General features: G+C 31.3%; 17 protein-coding genes and 1 pseudogene. 13 read left to right on the top strand and 5 right to left on the bottom strand.

The annotated features are described in order from the left end of the window. The first annotated feature begins 162 nt into the window (after positions 1-162). The 5 genes from ACQH1V_RS04470 to ACQH1V_RS04490 all read left to right on the top strand — a co-directional run bounded on the left by ACQH1V_RS04470 (position 163) and on the right by ACQH1V_RS04490 (position 6,353). Positions 163-987 carry a pyruvate, water dikinase regulatory protein gene (locus tag ACQH1V_RS04470; RefSeq protein WP_425360008.1) on the top strand — a complete coding sequence of 275 codons (825 nt, stop codon included), beginning with the start codon at positions 163-165 and terminating at the stop codon, positions 985-987. 132 nt (positions 988-1,119) lie between these two features. Beyond that, positions 1,120-1,443, top strand: coding sequence for a thioredoxin (gene trxA, locus ACQH1V_RS04475; RefSeq protein WP_425360009.1), 324 nt, complete (start codon positions 1,120-1,122; stop codon positions 1,441-1,443). A 16-nt stretch (positions 1,444-1,459) separates the two neighbouring features. Further along, the gene (locus ACQH1V_RS04480) at positions 1,460-2,197 is read left to right on the top strand and encodes an ABC transporter ATP-binding protein (RefSeq protein WP_425360010.1); all 738 of its coding nucleotides are present in this window, start codon (positions 1,460-1,462) and stop codon (positions 2,195-2,197) included. Further along, a complete protein-coding gene (locus ACQH1V_RS04485; RefSeq protein WP_341749373.1) occupies positions 2,197-2,973 on the top strand; it encodes an ABC transporter permease in 777 nt (258 codons plus the stop codon). The genes ACQH1V_RS04480 and ACQH1V_RS04485 overlap by 1 nt, the downstream gene beginning before the upstream one ends. 74 nt (positions 2,974-3,047) lie before the next feature. Continuing rightward, positions 3,048-6,353 (top strand): palindromic element RPE2 domain-containing protein, encoded by a 3,306-nt coding sequence (locus ACQH1V_RS04490; RefSeq protein ID WP_425360011.1) that lies wholly within the window; start codon positions 3,048-3,050, stop codon positions 6,351-6,353. Here ACQH1V_RS04490 and ACQH1V_RS04495 read toward each other — a convergent pair whose 3' ends face one another. From ACQH1V_RS04495 to ACQH1V_RS04515, 5 genes are all read right to left on the bottom strand, one after another. Next, on the bottom strand, positions 6,354-6,674 hold the full coding sequence (locus ACQH1V_RS04495) for a DciA family protein (protein WP_425360012.1): 321 nt from the start codon (positions 6,672-6,674) through the stop codon (positions 6,354-6,356). Continuing rightward, positions 6,655-7,674: a UDP-phosphate alpha-N-acetylglucosaminyltransferase gene (locus ACQH1V_RS04500; RefSeq protein ID WP_425360013.1), complete on the bottom strand. Its 1,020-nt coding sequence runs from the start codon at positions 7,672-7,674 to the stop codon at positions 6,655-6,657. The genes ACQH1V_RS04495 and ACQH1V_RS04500 overlap by 20 nt, the downstream gene beginning before the upstream one ends. Then, the gene (gene radC / locus ACQH1V_RS04505) at positions 7,671-8,351 is read right to left on the bottom strand and encodes a RadC family protein (RefSeq protein WP_425360014.1); all 681 of its coding nucleotides are present in this window, start codon (positions 8,349-8,351) and stop codon (positions 7,671-7,673) included. Before radC ends, ACQH1V_RS04500 begins: the two co-directional genes overlap by 4 nt. A gap of 9 nt (positions 8,352-8,360) precedes the next feature. Beyond that, a complete protein-coding gene (gene map / locus ACQH1V_RS04510) occupies positions 8,361-9,152 on the bottom strand; it encodes a type I methionyl aminopeptidase (protein WP_341749368.1) in 792 nt (263 codons plus the stop codon). A 76-nt stretch (positions 9,153-9,228) separates the two neighbouring features. Beyond that, positions 9,229-9,801 (bottom strand): cytochrome c oxidase assembly protein, encoded by a 573-nt coding sequence (locus ACQH1V_RS04515; RefSeq protein ID WP_094649145.1) that lies wholly within the window; start codon positions 9,799-9,801, stop codon positions 9,229-9,231. Between the two features lie 131 nt (positions 9,802-9,932). On the opposite strand from ACQH1V_RS04515, the gene rpoH reads away from it, so the two are divergent. From rpoH to ACQH1V_RS04555, 8 genes and pseudogenes are all read left to right on the top strand, one after another. Continuing rightward, entirely contained in the window at positions 9,933-10,814 is an 882-nt protein-coding gene (rpoH, locus tag ACQH1V_RS04520) for an RNA polymerase sigma factor RpoH (protein WP_425360015.1), read from the top strand. Between the two features lie 192 nt (positions 10,815-11,006). Next, complete coding sequence (gene hemW, locus ACQH1V_RS04525; RefSeq protein ID WP_425360878.1) at positions 11,007-12,296, top strand: radical SAM family heme chaperone HemW; 1,290 nt, start codon at positions 11,007-11,009, stop codon at positions 12,294-12,296. A 159-nt stretch (positions 12,297-12,455) separates the two neighbouring features. Then, positions 12,456-12,710, top strand: a pseudogene (locus ACQH1V_RS04530) (dihydroneopterin aldolase); the annotation flags it as partial. 100 nt (positions 12,711-12,810) lie between these two features. After that, positions 12,811-14,070, top strand: coding sequence for a dihydropteroate synthase (gene folP, locus ACQH1V_RS04535; protein WP_425360016.1), 1,260 nt, complete (start codon positions 12,811-12,813; stop codon positions 14,068-14,070). 9 nt (positions 14,071-14,079) lie between these two features. Then, entirely contained in the window at positions 14,080-14,679 is a 600-nt protein-coding gene (locus ACQH1V_RS04540) for a dihydrofolate reductase (RefSeq protein WP_094649758.1), read from the top strand. Then, complete coding sequence (locus ACQH1V_RS04545) at positions 14,676-15,341, top strand: CADD family putative folate metabolism protein (protein WP_425360017.1); 666 nt, start codon at positions 14,676-14,678, stop codon at positions 15,339-15,341. Before ACQH1V_RS04540 ends, ACQH1V_RS04545 begins: the two co-directional genes overlap by 4 nt. Continuing rightward, positions 15,331-16,065: a coenzyme F420-0:L-glutamate ligase gene (locus ACQH1V_RS04550; RefSeq protein WP_425360018.1), complete on the top strand. Its 735-nt coding sequence runs from the start codon at positions 15,331-15,333 to the stop codon at positions 16,063-16,065. The genes ACQH1V_RS04545 and ACQH1V_RS04550 overlap by 11 nt, the downstream gene beginning before the upstream one ends. A gap of 128 nt (positions 16,066-16,193) precedes the next feature. After that, the gene (locus tag ACQH1V_RS04555; protein WP_425360019.1) at positions 16,194-16,862 is read left to right on the top strand and encodes a bifunctional (p)ppGpp synthetase/guanosine-3',5'-bis(diphosphate) 3'-pyrophosphohydrolase; all 669 of its coding nucleotides are present in this window, start codon (positions 16,194-16,196) and stop codon (positions 16,860-16,862) included. Positions 16,863-17,013: the final 151 nt, after the last annotated feature.

The following is a 17,013-nucleotide window of genomic DNA, read 5'->3' on the forward strand; positions in this document are numbered from 1 at the left end:
TGGATATCTAGCATTTTACACACAAAATTATCCACAAAGTTATTCTTTGTATTTTATAGGTTATTAACCTCTTGATACATGATATATATACCTAATTACTGGTTAATTTTAATATAGATATTAAAGTATGAATAAAAAATTATCCACAAATACTAATAAGTTATGAACAAGCTAGTTATTCACTTGGTTTCAGACTCTTCAGTACAAGCAGTTAAGCATGCAGCTCATACTGCTTTGTCACAATTTAGTAAAATTGAGTCAAAATTATATCATTGGCCAATGTTAAGAAATGTAGAATTGTTGAATGAGGTTTTGAGAAAAATTAAAATGAAGCCAGGCTTGGTATTATACACTATTTTAGATTATGAAATAAGAAGAAATTTAACTAAATTTTGTTATGATTTGAAAATTCCTTGTATTTCTGTCGTAGGTAGAATTGTAAAAGAAATTTCAGCTTTTTTAGGTGTAGAAACAGAAGGAAGTTTAGTTTATGATTATGAATTTGATGAAAGTTATTTTGATAAAATTCATGCTATTGATTATACATTTAGACATGATGATGGTCAGATGACTAGTGAATTAGACGAAGCTGATATTATTCTGGTTGGTCCTTCTAGAACGTCAAAAACACCTACTTCTGTATATTTAGCATATAATGGATTTAAAACGGCAAATATACCTTATATACATGGTTATCCATTTTTAGATATTTTAGGAAATGTAACAAAACAACTTATAATTGGTTTAGTTATTGATCCAGCTAGATTGATTGAAATAAGAGAAACTAGAATGCATTCTTTACAGATAAGTGATAATACTAGCTATACTAATTTTAAAGTAGTCCAGGAAGAATGTATGCAAGTAAAACAAATTTGTGAACAACAAGGATGGTCGGTAATTGATGTTTCAAGAAGATCTGTAGAAGAAACTGCTTCTGTGATTATGAAACTTTATTATGATCGTAATAAGTCTGTTTTTAAAAAATAGATTATAATATTTTTAAGCAAATTTAAAGCAGTCATTTACAATGGGAGTTTTAATCCATATAATTTGTTAAAATAAATTTTGAATTTGAATAAGTTCTATAGCTAATATATGATAATTAATAATTAAGGGACTATGACAAGTAATATAACAGATGATTCTTTTGATAAAGAAGTTTTACAATCTACTGATCCTGTATTAGTTGATTTTTGGGCTGAATGGTGTGGACCATGCAAAATGTTGACTCCTATTATTGAAGAATTGAGTAAGGAATTGGTAGGAAAGGTAAAAATTGTTAAAATGGATATAGAGCAAAATCCTAATATACCTTCAAGTTTAGGTATCCGTGCTATACCTACGATGATTCTATTCAAAGATGGCAAACAATTAGCTACTAAGACTGGATTATTTCCTAAAAATGCTATTGAAGAATGGATTGATTCTTCAATAAAAATGTAAATCATGTTTTTAGCATATGACGTCTAAACTAGTATCTATAGAAATAGTTGATGGTTTTGTTGAAGGAATCAACAATCAACAAAGAGTAGAAAGCTTAAGGCGTTTTCTTATTAAAGGTGGTAGTATTTTTCCTTCGTCAATTCCTATCTTAAATAATATAAATTTTTCCTGTAAAACAGGTGAAAGAATTGCCTTTATTGGTAGTAATGGTTCTGGAAAAAGTTCTTTGCTTAAGGTAATTGCTGGAATTTATCCATTAAAATTTGGAACAGTTAAAGTTCATGGTGATTTTGCCGCTATCATTGAGACTGGCATAGGATTTGAGTTAGAACAAACTGGCAGAGAAAACATTAAAATGCTTATGCTTTATAATAATATGTTAAGTAGATACAGTAAAGAATTAGAACAAGAGATTATAATTTTTTCTGAACTAGGTAGTAAGATAGATTTACCAGTAAAAAATTATAGTTCTGGTATGTTATCAAGATTAGCTTTCTCTGTATCGGTTTTTCAAGATGCAGATATTCTTTTGCTAGATGAAATTTTTGCTACTGGTGATAGTTATTTTGTTGAAAAATCTACTAATTTTATGAAGAATAAGTTACAAAATATACCAATTCTAATATTAGTAAGTCATCAGGAAAATATTATTAGGGATAATTGTAATAGATGTATATTATTAAAGGAAGGTAGTATTATCGTGGATGGCAATCCAAGTGAAATATTAGAAATTTATAATAGTGGGAATTACTAATGTTAAAGTATTTTTTTTCCAAAAAATACTGGTTGGCAGTAATATTATTAACCCAAGCTTCTATATCTCGTCAAAATAAAGATTCTTTCTTGGGTTCATTATGGGGTTTAGTTCAGCCTTTTGTCTATATAATAACTATTTCATATTTTGTTGGATTTTTACTTAAACAACCAAGAGAAACAATGATTATGAATTTAGTTGGAGCTATACCATTATGGACTTTTATTACTACTAGCTTAAATATATCATCAAATTCATTAATTAGTCGTAGTGGAATTATAAAAAAGATCATAATTTCTAGAACTATCTTTCCTATATCGGATAGTTTGGCACAAGTTTATACTCTAGTTTATTCATTTGCAGCTATGTATATAGCTTTTATCATCTTATATCCTGAAAGACTTAGTGTAAATATATTTTTTGTGCCAATTCTTGTCTTACCGTTAATTATTTCTGTATGTAGTAGCTCTATTGCCTTTGCATTTTTAACCCCATATATACGAGATGTTCCTCAAATTTTAAATCTAATTTTTAGTGTTGTATATTGGAGTATACCAATAGTGTATCCATATTCTATGGTACCAGAATCAAAAAGGATACTCTTTGAAATTAATCCTATTTTTCTTGTTATAAGACCAGTTCAATTCCTAGTAACAGAAGGAATACTGCCAGATGCATTCATGATTATCAAGTCTATTATTGTAGCTGTTATTGTTACCTTCTTTAGTTATATTAGTTATAGGTTTTTTGCTAAAAATGTCATATATTATGTATGATGTTTTAATCAATAATTGTAAGATAGTGCAAATTTTACAACTAAAGTCTCATAGTACATTAAAGGATCAGCTATATGACACTTGCTTTTGGATTAAATTTTGCTGATTTAAACAATTTACAAGGTCTAAAAAAATTAGATAACATTTTTTTAAATTTCCTGCGTAGTCATAATCATTCTCTCTATCAAATTATTTTATCATTAAGAGCCAATCCTGAGCAAGTTAATCAGAAATATTACTCAGATTTTTTATTAGAAATTTCACCTATTTTAGATGATTTTTTAGCTGAATTATTTGCTATAGAGCAAGAAATAACCAATATAAGATTTAGTCATAAAGAGTTTGATCTAATTTATGAATGTAAGAGAAAATTTGTTCAGCGTATCGCGGTAAAAAAATATCCTTATGAAAAATTACAGGAGATTGATTTTACTAATGTGTCAAATTCTCTAAAAAAACTTCTGGGAATAGAATGTTATCCTTGTGGTATGTGCCATCCCTGCGAAAGCAGGGATATAGATTCCCGCCTACGCGGGAATGACAAAGGAGTGTATGAGAATGACAAAAGTGATTTTACAAATAAGTTTGCTCATCAAGTAATGGAATGGCAATTAGATGCTGAAAAATATGCTTTTGAGTTAGATATAGCAGCAAAATATGCGGCTTTTATGGTTTACAATAATGTTGAAAGCCAATTATTTTCTCTACCCCAAAAAATAGATAAAGATAATCTAATAGACCATGAAAAAGTCGCTAAGTATAGAAACAATGCAAGAATAGGATTTGATTATTTAGATTCTACGTCCAATCTAGATGTGGTTTTAAATAATACTCATTATTGTATCTATTGTCATAAACAAGAAAAAGACTCATGTTCTAAAGGGTTATTATCAGCAATATACTCAAATCAGAAGAGTATGCTGTCAAAGTCAGGATGTCCGCTGAAGCAAAAAATCTCTGAGATGAATTATGTAAAATCAAAGGGATTTAATCTAGCTGCCCTTGCTATTATTATCATTGATAATCCAATGGTAGCTGCTACTGGTCACAGAATTTGTAATGATTGTTCCAATGCTTGCATCTATCAAAAGCAACAAGCTGTGGATATTCCTCTTGTTGAATCTAATATCTTAGGGACTACTCTGCTTCTGCCTTATGGGGTAGAAATATATTTATTACTTACCAATTGGAATCCGCTTAACATTTTTGCTCCTTTACCAAATCTTCCAACTAATTATAAGGTTTTAGTAGTTGGTCAAGGACCAGCTGGCTTTAGTTTAAGTCATTATTTATTACGGGATGGGCATGATGTAGTAGCCATAGATGGTTTAAAAATCACCCCATTGTCTTTTGATGTTAACCAACCTATTAAATATTGGTCTGATTATAAAAAAAACTTATCAGAGAGAATACCAGGAGGCTTTGGCGGAGTAGCTGAATATGGTATTACTCCAAGATGGGATAAAAATAATTTGACGATATTACGTCTGATGTTACAAAGAAATAGTCGGTTTAAGATTTTTGGTAGTGTAAGCCTGGATAGCAATATAACTATGGAGCAGGTATACCATTTGGGATTTGATCATGTTGCCTTGTGTACTGGGGCTGCTAAACCCAAAATCGTTGAGATGAGAAATTTTCTTGCAAAAGGTGTTAGAACAGCTTCCGACTTTCTAATGACCTTGCAATCAGGAGGAGCTTTTTTAGAGCAATCTATCACTAATTTACTTATCAGGATGCCTATTATCATTATTGGTGGTGGATTGACCGCTATTGATGCAGCAACTGAAAGCTTAAATTATTATAAATTACAAGTAGAAAAGTTTCTAAAGAACTATCAGTTATCAGTTGTAAAGAATGGTAAAAAGCACACAGAGCAACATTGGACAAATGAGGATAGATTAATAGCTGAAGAATTTATTTTGCATGCAAAATTATTTAAGAAAGCACAAACTAGACAATCTATCAAGCAAATCCTAGACGAATTAGGCGGAGTAACAATTTGTTATAGGGGTAAATTAAAAGATTCTCCTGCCTATAAGTTAAACCCTGAGGAAGTGATGTATGCTATAGGGGATGGGGTAAAATTTGTTGAGGATATGATACCTTTAGGTATTGATGTTGATCAGTACAACTATACCCAATCGATAGAGTTTGATAATTTAGGTGTAAGAAAAAAATTTAAGGCACGAACTGTACTGATGGCAATAGGTATCGATAAAGAGGTAGTAAATAATCATTTAGAAGATATAGTCAATTCAGGAGAATTTGGGGCTAGGAGCGATGGAGCGACGCCTATAACTAATAGGCGATCGACGAGTAACAACGTCCCCAATTTCTCATCAATTGACTATAATGTAACATATTTTGGTGATTGTAATCCTTTATACTCTGGAAGTGTGGTTAAAGCCATAGCAAGTAGTAAAGAGGGATATAAAAATATAGGAGAAAAACTTACCAAAAATAGTCCAATTTTTCCTGGTAGTTATATAGATTTCTTTGCTAAACTAGATTATCTATTAACGAGTCGTATTGAAGAGGTTAATATTCTATCTGATAAGATAGTAGAGCTTGTAATACATTCTCCTCTTGCTGTTAAGAATTTTCAACCAGGGCAATTTTTCCGTTTGCAAAATTATTCTAGTGATATTGCAAAAATTATTGAACCTTTGGCTATTGCTGGAGCTTATGTTGATTCAAAAAATGGGTTAATTCATTTGATAGTTTGGCAAAGTGGTAAATCAAGTAATTTATGTAGATATTTATCGAAAAATGAGCAGGTAGTACTAATGGGACCTAATGGTAAGCCAACTGAGATATTGAAAGATAGTAATATAGTTCTTATTGGAGGAGGGGTTGGAAATGCTGTTTTATGCTCAATAGCCAAGGCTCTTAAAAATAATAATTGTAAAATTATATATTTTGCTGGTTATAAAAATTTACAAGATAGATTTTATCAAGAAAAAATTGAAGAATCAGCTGATATAGTAGTTTGGTGTTGTGAAGAGGGGATTTTATCAAAAAATCGGTCGAAAGATATTAGTGTTAAGGGTAATTTGCTGTATGCTATAATGGGGTATTGTTCTCTCTGGGAGAATTTGGCTATAGATAGGATAATAGCCGCCGGTGTTTCAGAAATGATGCAAGCTATAAGAGATAAAAAAGATGATTTTTTTGGTAAAAAACCCCAACTAATAGTAAGCATTAATTCTCCTATGCAGTGTATGATGAAAGGCATTTGTGGGCAATGTATTCAAAAAATTACAGACAAAAATAGATATATTTTTACTTGTGCCTGCCAGGAGCAAGATGCAAAAATAGTCGATTTCATAGGGCTTAAGAGTCGTTTAGAACAAAATTCTCTGCAGGAAAAACTATGATTAATTCCTCAACGGTATATATATTGTAGTTTTTATGCTATGTATAGCTTTAAAACCTAGATAAACTGAAATACGTTCAATGATTATCTGTTGATAGTATGATATTTCTAAGGCGATGCTTGAATTTTCTGCTTGTACGTGTAAAATATTTATTAACTGTCCTTTCTCTTTAGATTTAACTATTTTTAGAGGAATAGTTTTGCTACTAAATTTTGATCCAACAATCTTACTCCAATTAATCATAATTTCTGCAAGCAATGGGTGCTGTTTGCCAAAGATTCGTCTAATAATTATGTTGATGTCATGGCTGAGTGGTTTCATGGGCAAAATTAATGATTGTAACCATTACTACTAATACAGCAAAAATAGTTGATACTAAAGGAAAATGCAGAGAAGTGATGGATAATACCATCAGCAATATATTGCATATTATAATTTTACACACTACTTCCCTATGACTTTTACCATTTTTCACTGCTTTTTGAAAAAAATGCTTTAAATGAGGTTGCCAAATCTTCTCCTTATTAAGTAGCCTAATTAATATAGTTAGCCCTCCATCTGTCATGTAATATAAACTAGCAATAGATGAAGCAATAAACAAATCAATACTAGAAGCTGAAATAAGTAACAAACATAAACCTAGTAAGAATCCTAAACTTATACTACCTACGTCCCCTATAAAGATTTTAGCAGGATGCCAGTTAAATATCAAGAAACCTATCGAACATCCCAATATAATGATGTTAAGTATAATTATAAAATTTGTATTTATTATTGTATCATACTTTAAATAACAAAGTATCAATATAGTGATAGATAAATGAATAGATTCGGCACCACTAATACCATCTATCCCATCAAGAAAATTGTAGATATTTAAAAAGGTAGTCAAATATATTATAGATAGTACAAAATCAATATATAATGGTAATTCATGATGAAATAATAATGCCGGAGATAAAAATAATACAATGCTTATTGTAGAACAAATTATATGAATAATTAGTCTTATAAATACGGGAACGGAGATAAGATCATCTAAAAATGAAATTGTAGAAATGATCAGCAATAAAGGTAAAATTTTAATCGAATTTATTAGTGCTTTTGTTGTAAAATATTCGTAAGAGATAAGACCAACTATTACCACTATTACTATAGCAATCCCACCTCCTCTTGGTGTAATTCTATTATGTACTCTACGTGGATCCGGTATATCCACCATTCCAAAAGAGGGAAGATTGAAAATCAATAGCCAAGTAAAAAAGCTTGTTGCTATAAAAGATAACAAAAATAAAAAACTATAATTAATAAAATCACTCATAACAACATATTAGATTTAAAACTGAAATATTCATTAGCTGCGATAATCACGTGGTCATGAACAGATATATTCACATTAGCACAAGTTTCTACTATTTTGTGTGTTAGTTTTATATCAGTATTTGAAGGTTTGCTCACACCACTTGGATGGTTATGTACTAATATAATTGCACCAGCTTCATTAAATAAAGCTCTTTTAATTATTTCTCTTGGATATATTGTTGCCTGATCTATGGTTCCTTGGCTTAAAACTTCATCAGCAATCAGGACATTCTTTTTATTTAGAAATAAGATACGAAACTGTTCTGTCTTCATATTACCCATAGTTGCTTTCAGATAATCTATTAGAATGCTCCAAGAGCTAATGACATTTTGATTTATTACTTTTTGTTTTAGCATTCTATTAGTTAATTCACTCATAGTAACAAAATTTATGTATAAATTATCATTAGTCCCCTTAATATTAAGTAGTTTTTCTTTATCTGTATTTATTAAATCAGCCAGACTACCAAATCGCGTTAGTAATTCCTTCGCTAATGGTTTTACATCTTTTCTAGGTATTACAGAAAATAATATCATTTCAAGTAATTCATAATCCGCAAGATTCTCTGCAGACATAACAATACGTTGCCTTAGACGTTGTCTATGTCCAATATAATGAGGAGTATCATCTTTCATATTGTTCTATTATAAATCTATTTTATAAGGTGGATATGTCAAGTGTTTTGGTGACAAAGTAAAAATGTCAAAACCATCTTTGGTTACCCCCAAACTATGCTCAAATTGTGCTGATAATGATTTATCACTTGTGGTAACTGTCCAATCGTCTAATTTACTTAGATGGGTAGAGTGATGTCCAGCATTTACCATTGGTTCAATAGTAAAAAACATACCTTCTTCTAATACCAAGCCAGTGCCAACTTTCCCGTAATGTAGAACATCCGGTTTTGTATGGAATATACGCCCTATCCCGTGACCAGTATAATTTCTAACAACTGAATAATTATGCTTCTCAACATAAGTTTGTATAGCATTTCCGATAGTTCCTAAATGTACTCCTGGCTTCACTAGTTCAATTCCTATCATCATAGCATCATAAGTAACTTGCACTAAGCGTTTTGCTTTAATTCCTACATCACCAACGTAAAACATTCTACTAGTGTCACCGTACCATCCATCAACAATTACGGTAACGTCAATGTTTATGATATCACCATTCTTAAGGAGTTTATCATTTGGGATACCATGGCATACTACATGGTTAACAGAAGTGCAAATTGATTTTGGGAAGCCATTATAGTTTAAAGGTGCAGGGATTGCATTATTGGATACAATAAAGTCATGGCAAAGATCATTTAAATAAATGGTACTTACCCCTGGTTTTACATAATTAGTAATGAAATCTAAGGTTTCCGCAGCAAGTTTACCTGCAATATGCATTTTCTTAAAGTCTTCGGCTGTATGAATGGTTATAGTCATAAAATAATTAACTTTTTTTATTAAAATTATCTATTGAAAGTAGAAATATATACTAAATTTTCACTTTTTTAAATTATTATTTGAATTTCATTGGATCTTTTTCAACAACCCTGACTTTATAGAAGCTATAAGATAGAGTTATTGTCTCAACATCATTCATTTCTTTATCTTCCTCAAAATCAGAGTCTATAAAAAATGTTACGGGCATTAACATTTTCTCTTTTGCTTTTAATAACTGTTCTTCAAAACAAAAACAATGTATTTTAACAAAATATTTACCGGCTTTATTGGGTGTAACATTATAAACGGAAGTTCCTATTATATCATCGTTGCTTAGATTTTCAGACTCGTAAAAAATTAGTGTATTTTGTCCTGGAATAACTGTAGCCCTTCTTTGTTTAGGAATAAATCGCCAAGGTAAATTACTATCAACATTAGAGTCAAATTCTATAGTTATCACTCTAGTTCCCTTTTTAGGGGAATATATATTAAATTCCTGTTTTACAGTGGTGCCACCATAACCAGTGACTTTACAAAATAAATTATAAATTGGTATCGATGCAAAGCTTAAAAAAACCATACTAAATGCTAAGCTAACTAAGGCTAAGGCAAACTTCCTATTGGAACGTCTATTAGAATCTGTAAACATTTCTCTCTATTTGGATTAGCTCTATTGTAAAAAATCAAATTTTAACTTTTTACGAAAAGTCTATTTAAAATATCTTAAACTTATGATATTATATACTCGTTTTAATAAAACAACCTATTTTAAGGTATTATATGACTAACAAAATCAGTGTGCCAGTAATTTCTGCAGAATCAGGATTTTATCAATATTTGCAAAAAATTAATAAAATTCCATCACTGTCACAAGAGGAGGAATTTTTACTTGCTAAAGCCTATCTTGAACAAAATGATCTAGAAGCTGCACATAAGTTAGTAACTAGCCACTTGAAATTAGTAGCAAAAATTGCCATTAGATATAGAAATTATGGACTACCTCTAAATGAGCTTGTATCAGAAGGGAATTTAGGTCTTATGCAAGCAGTAAAGAAATATAATCCTGATTTAGGTTTTCGTTTGTCTACTTATGCTTTGTGGTGGGTTAAAGCTTCAATCCATGAATATGTCTTGAGATCTTGGTCTTTGGTTAAAATGGGTACTACAGCAGCACAAAAAAAATTATTCTTTAGCCTTGGTAAAATTAAGCATAAAATTGCCAACCTATATTCAAGGGCTGTCACAGATCAAGATTTTGTTCAAATTGCTCAAGAACTTGGAGTGACTACCAATGAAGTTAGTGAAATGAATGCTAGATTATCTGGTCCGGACTTATCATTGAACAATTTAGTAAATGGTGATGATAATAGTAGTAGCGAATTAATTGAATTTTTACCAGAAACTCGCCCAAGTCAAGAGCTAAGATTGATTAGCCAAGAAGATTCTGCTAATAAGCATAACTTGTTAACCCAAGCGATGAAGATCTTAAATGATCGTGAATTACATATTCTCACTGAGCGTAAATTAACAGATTCCCCAAAAACCCTCGATATTCTTAGTATAGAATATAAAATTTCTAAGGAAAGAATTAGACAGATTGAAAACACCGCTTTTGAGAAAGTAAAAAACTTTATACTTCAGCAAATGCCAAAACCTGTTTAAAAGTCTATTTAGATATATCAGTCGTCATTGCAAGGAGACCGTAAGGTCGACCAAGCAATCCACTCTTTTATGGATTGCCACGCCACCTACGGTGGCTCGCAATGACGACTTTTTTACTTTATTTTCTTAAACTGACGCTTATGAGCATTGAGCGACGACGTCCCCAACTTCTCATCAATTGACTATATAAACATGAAAGAACCATTATCGATATATATACACTGGCCATTCTGTCTATCAAAATGTCCGTATTGTGACTTTAATTCTCATGTTTCAGATAAAGTAGACCATAATGATTGGCTGAAATGTTATGAGTTGGAACTGAATCATTTCAAGGATACTATAGGTCATAAATATATAAAATCTATTTTTTTTGGTGGTGGCACCCCATCTTTAATGAAGCCATTTGTTGTTGAAGGAATCATTAGCAAAATAGCAAATCTAGCAACAATAGATGAGTACACAGAAATTACTTTAGAAACAAATCCTACTTCATTTGAGACCGAGAAATTTAAAGACTTTAGATTAGCTGGAATAAATAGGGTATCAATTGGCGTTCAGTCTTTAGTGGAAAATGACTTAAAGAGTTTAGGGCGACAACATGATGTGGGACAAGCAATCAAAACTATTGAAACAGCTCGTCGCATTTTTCCCAGAATATCTTTTGACCTAATTTATGCAAGAAGTAACCAAACTCTAAAAAGTTGGCAAGACGAACTAACCAATGCTATGCAACTTGCCTCAGGTCATATCTCATTATATCAACTAGTTATCGAAAAAGGTACGTTATTTTATAAATTGTTTAACGATGGGAATCTGACTATACCAAGCTCAGATCAAGCGGCTGATCAGTATGAATGGACTAATTTATACTTAAAGTCACAAGGATATTTTAGGTATGAAATATCAAATTATGCTATATTAGGTCATGAATGTAAGCATAATTTGACATATTGGCAATATAATAATTATTTAGGTATAGGTCCAGGTAGCCATAGTAGAGTTAATATGTACGATATAGTTAATTCAGGAGAATTTGGGGCTAGGAACGATGGAGCGACGCCTATAAGTAATAGGCGAGCGACAAGTGACAACGTCCACAACTTCTCATCAATTGACTATAGTGATTTTACATCTAATCTCTATAGTATCATGATGTGGCATAAGCCAGAAAAATGGTTGCAAACTGTTAAGAGCTTCGGCTGTGGCGTTCAACATATCAATAAACTTTCTATGCAAGAAATAACCGAAGAAATGTTGATGATGGGACTACGTCTTGAAAAAGGTATAAATATTGACCTTATACAAAAAAGAACTAGTAAACAATTATTTGAGATTTTGGATATACAAAAGGCAACATACTATAAAAAGCTAGGTTTACTCCAGTGGGATCAGGAATTAGGCGATAAAGGTCATATTAATCTTACAGATAAAGGTCTAATGTTACATAGCTATATAGTACCAAGGTTGTTTTCACAATAGAAGTTACATAAAAAATTATTGACTTAGCATATTTTATATGTTACTATGATATGGTGTTTCATGTACATTTTTAGACAAGTCTTTTTTATAAACTTATATAAGAGGTAAATTTTCAATAAGAATTTTTTAAAACTTATAATCTCAGATTTACGGATATGGATTCATCTTGGATGTAGTGATCAAGAAAAATTTCATTCGCAATTAGTTAGTTTTAATATTGAATTAGAATTTACAACCCCACCAAAAGGCACAATTACCGACAAACTTGAAGATACAATTTGTTATCTTGAGCTTGTTCAAAGTATTAAATTTCTTTGCCAAACTAAACAGTTTAATCTGATAGAACATTTAACGATAGAAGTTTATCATGCTATTGATAAATCTTTATTTAGATATCGTGATATTGTTCAATCTGTCAGTGTAACAACACGTAAAATGTCACCGCCCATCCAAGATGTTCATGGAGATATTGCTTTTACTTACTGCTCTGCTTTATGTAGTAAAGGAGGGGACAATGATTTATATTAGCATTGGATCTAATTTAGGAAATCGTATTAATAACTTAAATATGGCTGTGAATTTATTAACACAAAGCTGTTTACGAAATTCTAAATCTTCAATTATACTTGAAACCGAAGCGATTTTGCCAGATAATACCCCTCCATCTTGGAATAAACCATTCTTAAACATGATCGTTGCGGGAGAGACGGATTTATCACCCGATGCACTACTTATAACCATGAAATCGATAGAATCTGATATGGGGCGATTGGCTATTTATGAAAAATGGGCACCTCGTATTATTGATCTAGATATTTTACTTTGGGATGAACTTGAGATCAATACTCCTCAGCTTACAATACCGCATCCAGAATTAAGTACTCGACCATTCTTACAACATCTTTTAGCCCTCATGGAAGTACAGCCCTGGACAAAGATGCCTTTAACAAATTCTTTTTCTAAAAGCTTTGTTCTAAATCCTGCAATTGTGGGGGTTGTTAACGTTACAAATGATTCCTTTTCAGATGGAGGACAATTTAACAATCCAGATAAAGCAATTGAACAAATTCAAGAATTAGCTAGTGATGGTGCTAGTATTATTGAAATTGGGGCTCAATCTACAAGACCAGGTGCTGTAATTCATACACCAGAGGAGGAATATAATAAATTAAAGCCTGTTCTAGATGGGATTACAACATTAATAAATAAAGGAATGCTTAAAGTTAGCATAGATAGTTTTTGGTCATCTACTGTTAAACGACTTCTTGAAAATTATCAGATTAGTTGGATTAATGATGTCAAAGGTGATTTTGATAATAGAACTCTGAAGAGCCTTGCTGAGAAAGGTTGTAAACTATGTTTCATGCATTCATTGAGTATTCCACCTAATCAAGAATTAATTCTATCTTTAGAACATAGACCTATTAGTTTGATAAAAGAATGGGGAAAGCAGTCCATTGAGCGTCTCTTAAATATCGGCTTTTCTCAAGAAAATATTATCCTTGATCCAGGTATCGGCTTTGGAAAATCGTCATATCAAAACATAGAGATTTTACGATATGTTCAAGAACTCAGGAGCTTAGATGTTCAAATTATGGTTGGACACTCCAGAAAATCCTATATTCAGGCATTTTCTACAGTTGATGCTAAGAATCGGGACATTGAAACTATTGCTACTTCCCTTGCATTAAAAGATAAGGTAGATTTTTTGCGTGTTCATAATGTAAGGAACCATATGCGATTTTTTACAACCTATCAAAGCTTTCATCAATAGGGTAATCATATGAAGATAATAGGTATCATGGCAGCAACGCAACAAGGAGTTATTGGTGATAGAAACTCTTTACCTTGGAGTTATCCTGAAGAACTTGAGCATTTTAGAGCTACAACTAGTGGACATATTATGATTATGGGACGAAAGACTTATAACATAATACCAAAAACTTCTCTAACTATAGTCAATTCAGGAGAATTTGGGGCTAGGAGCGATGGAGCGACGCCTATAAGTAATAGGCGAGTGACGAGTGACGACGTCACCAACTTCTCATCAATTGATTATAATAGAGATATTATTGTTTTTTCTCGTAATCATCATTGTATTTCCAACGATGTAAAGATAGTAAGTTCATTGAATGAGTTTCTAAAATATATTCAATCTTTAAACTTAGTAAAGAAACTTTTTATGATTGGAGGAGCTGAGATTGCTCATTTATTTTTAGAACATAATCTGATTTCTCATTTTATACTAACAAAAATACACCACTTATATTCTGGTGATACATCCATTGATTTAAGATATTTTAAAGGATGGGATGAAAAAATTTTAAAAGAACACCCTAATTATACTATTTGTAAGCTTACAAATATAAAGGAGATATCATGATATTTTGCACAAACCTTAATACATCTCTTGAGGTATTTCATTTACTTAAACATCCGTTTTATAAGTTATGGAATGAAGGATTATTGAAACATGAAATATTACAAATCTATGTAAAAGAATACTATCATCATGTTTCTGCTTTTCCTAGATATATAAGCCAAATCCATGCTCTTTGTGATAAGATTCAAGCAAGACAAATTTTGCTGGAGAATTTGATTGATGAGGAGAAAGGTGATGATAATCATCCTGAATTATGGTTACGCTTTGCTGAAGGGATAGGTGTATCAAGGGAGTCAATCCCAAATTTTCCAGAATTAGTTTCAACTTGCAAACTAGTTGAAGGATATTTGGAGCTAGTGAGAACAGATTATCCGACGGGATTAGGGGCTTTATATGCCTATGAAAGGCAAACACCAGAAGTTGCTGCTTCTAAGATTGATGGTTTAAAAAAGCATTATGGAATTCAAGATAATAAAACATTGCAATTTTTTTCTGTTCATCAAGAAGCTGATAAATGGCATACAAAACAGTTGGTTAGTCTGATAAAGTCTCTTAACAAAAACGATCAGCAGAAAGTTTTTTATGGAGCAAAAGAAGGAGCTAAATTACTATGGTTCTTTCTTGATGGGATGATGAAAATGGTAGAATGTCATGCTTGTTAAAGGTATAAAAACTCACAGGATTGAGGTTAATGATTGTTTGGAACAAATTTTAGATCAATATATCCAAGAGCTTGTAGATGAAGATATTGTTGCTATAACATCCAAGATAATTAGCATCATACAAGGACGTTTAGTTTCAAAGGATAGTATATGTAAGAATTTATTGATTAAGCAAGAAGCAGATTTAGTGTTGGAAACAGACCGTAATCCTTATGATCTTTATTTAACTATCAAGAATGGTATACTTATACCTTCTGCAGGTATAGATGAATCAAACGTACATGGAGTATATGTTTTGTATCCTGAGAATATTCAAAAAACAGTTATTTGGATATGGGAATATTTAAAAAAGAGACATAATCTTAAAAAGATTGGTGTTGTGATTACGGACAGCCATACAACAATCATGAGACGAGGTGTAACCGGTATCACTCTTGGTTGGTGTGGTTTTATACCCATTTATTCATATATTGATAAACCTGATCTTTATAATAGTCCATTAAGGGTTACACAAGTGAATATTTTAGATGCTTTGGCGACTTCAGCAGTTTTTGTTATGGGTGAAGGTAATGAACAAACTCCTATTGCTATCATTAAAGATGCACCTAAAATTTACTTTCTTGATAGACCTCCCACAATAGAAGAAGAGAAAAATATCTTGATTCCTATGGATGAAGATTTATATTCTCCGCTACTACGTGCTGCCAAATGGCATATTGTCTAATGGCATGTTATCTCCTCCTGTTATTGACAAGCCAATTATTTTTTGATAAAATCGATATGTTATAATTAGTTGTTTGTTTATCTAATATTTTTAACAAATTCACTACATGATTTACTAGAGTATCAATTATGCAAGATACAAATACTAACGATTTACGTAATATCATAGGTACTATCAGTGCTAAATTGTATGAAAATGACATAGTAGCTGAAATATATTACAGATTAAAAGACCCTTATTCTATTGTAAAGAAGATATTACGAAAGACTATTGCCTTGAAAGAATTAACTGACTTAGTCGCTTTTAGAATTATAGTTGATAAACAGGAAGATTGTTATAAAGTATTAGATATTATTTATAATATCTATTCTATTAATATAGAGAAGTCTAAAAACTATATTGATAATCCTAAGAATAATGGCTATCGTTCGTTGCATGTCATAGCTGTAGTTGATATTTATGGACGTAATATAGAAATACAAATCAGAACTAGAGAGATGCATAATATAGCAGAATTTGGTACAGCAAACCATGATGAATATAAAAAGGCACAGGAAACAAAACTAAGAAAATTATTCTCTAACGTGAAATTTGCTGATATTAATACTGAGATAAATAGTGCATATGATATTTTTGTCCAGTTTAATTGGACTATACCAGAACTTATTGCTTATGAGCAAGCAATTGAAAATCTTTGTCATAATTTTCATGATGTATACTCAAATGGTTTAAAGAATTGGGATAGACCTATTTCGAAACTAGACAATAAGAAGGATGATGTTATTGCTGATTCTTGAGAGAGTTTTCTATAGTCAATGGGAAGTTGGTGACGTCGTCACTCAATGCTTGCCTATTACTTATAGGCGTCGCTCCATCGTTCCTAGCCCCAAATTCTCTTGAATTAATGGTATGGACCTACCCTATATACAGAATGAGAAGCATATGCTA

The organism is Candidatus Tisiphia endosymbiont of Ceraclea dissimilis (genome assembly GCF_964030735.1).
Classification (GTDB): domain Bacteria; phylum Pseudomonadota; class Alphaproteobacteria; order Rickettsiales; family Rickettsiaceae; genus Tisiphia.

Coding starts and splice junctions, on each gene's coding strand:
- ACQH1V_RS04515 (WP_094649145.1), bottom strand. CDS start 9,801: ATGTTTACAGATTCTAATAGACGTTCCAATAGGAAGTTTGCCTTAGCC.
- ACQH1V_RS04470 (WP_425360008.1), top strand. CDS start 163: ATGAACAAGCTAGTTATTCACTTGGTTTCAGACTCTTCAGTACAAGCA.
- ACQH1V_RS04550 (WP_425360018.1), top strand. CDS start 15,331: ATGCTTGTTAAAGGTATAAAAACTCACAGGATTGAGGTTAATGATTGT.
- ACQH1V_RS04490 (WP_425360011.1), top strand. CDS start 3,048: ATGACACTTGCTTTTGGATTAAATTTTGCTGATTTAAACAATTTACAA.
- ACQH1V_RS04485 (WP_341749373.1), top strand. CDS start 2,197: ATGTTAAAGTATTTTTTTTCCAAAAAATACTGGTTGGCAGTAATATTA.
- radC (WP_425360014.1), bottom strand. CDS start 8,351: ATGAAAGATGATACTCCTCATTATATTGGACATAGACAACGTCTAAGG.
- ACQH1V_RS04480 (WP_425360010.1), top strand. CDS start 1,460: ATGACGTCTAAACTAGTATCTATAGAAATAGTTGATGGTTTTGTTGAA.
- trxA (WP_425360009.1), top strand. CDS start 1,120: ATGACAAGTAATATAACAGATGATTCTTTTGATAAAGAAGTTTTACAA.
- hemW (WP_425360878.1), top strand. CDS start 11,007: ATGAAAGAACCATTATCGATATATATACACTGGCCATTCTGTCTATCA.
- ACQH1V_RS04540 (WP_094649758.1), top strand. CDS start 14,080: ATGAAGATAATAGGTATCATGGCAGCAACGCAACAAGGAGTTATTGGT.
- ACQH1V_RS04495 (WP_425360012.1), bottom strand. CDS start 6,674: ATGAAACCACTCAGCCATGACATCAACATAATTATTAGACGAATCTTT.
- ACQH1V_RS04545 (WP_425360017.1), top strand. CDS start 14,676: ATGATATTTTGCACAAACCTTAATACATCTCTTGAGGTATTTCATTTA.
- folP (WP_425360016.1), top strand. CDS start 12,811: ATGATTTATATTAGCATTGGATCTAATTTAGGAAATCGTATTAATAAC.
- map (WP_341749368.1), bottom strand. CDS start 9,152: ATGACTATAACCATTCATACAGCCGAAGACTTTAAGAAAATGCATATT.
- rpoH (WP_425360015.1), top strand. CDS start 9,933: ATGACTAACAAAATCAGTGTGCCAGTAATTTCTGCAGAATCAGGATTT.
- ACQH1V_RS04500 (WP_425360013.1), bottom strand. CDS start 7,674: ATGAGTGATTTTATTAATTATAGTTTTTTATTTTTGTTATCTTTTATA.
- ACQH1V_RS04555 (WP_425360019.1), top strand. CDS start 16,194: ATGCAAGATACAAATACTAACGATTTACGTAATATCATAGGTACTATC.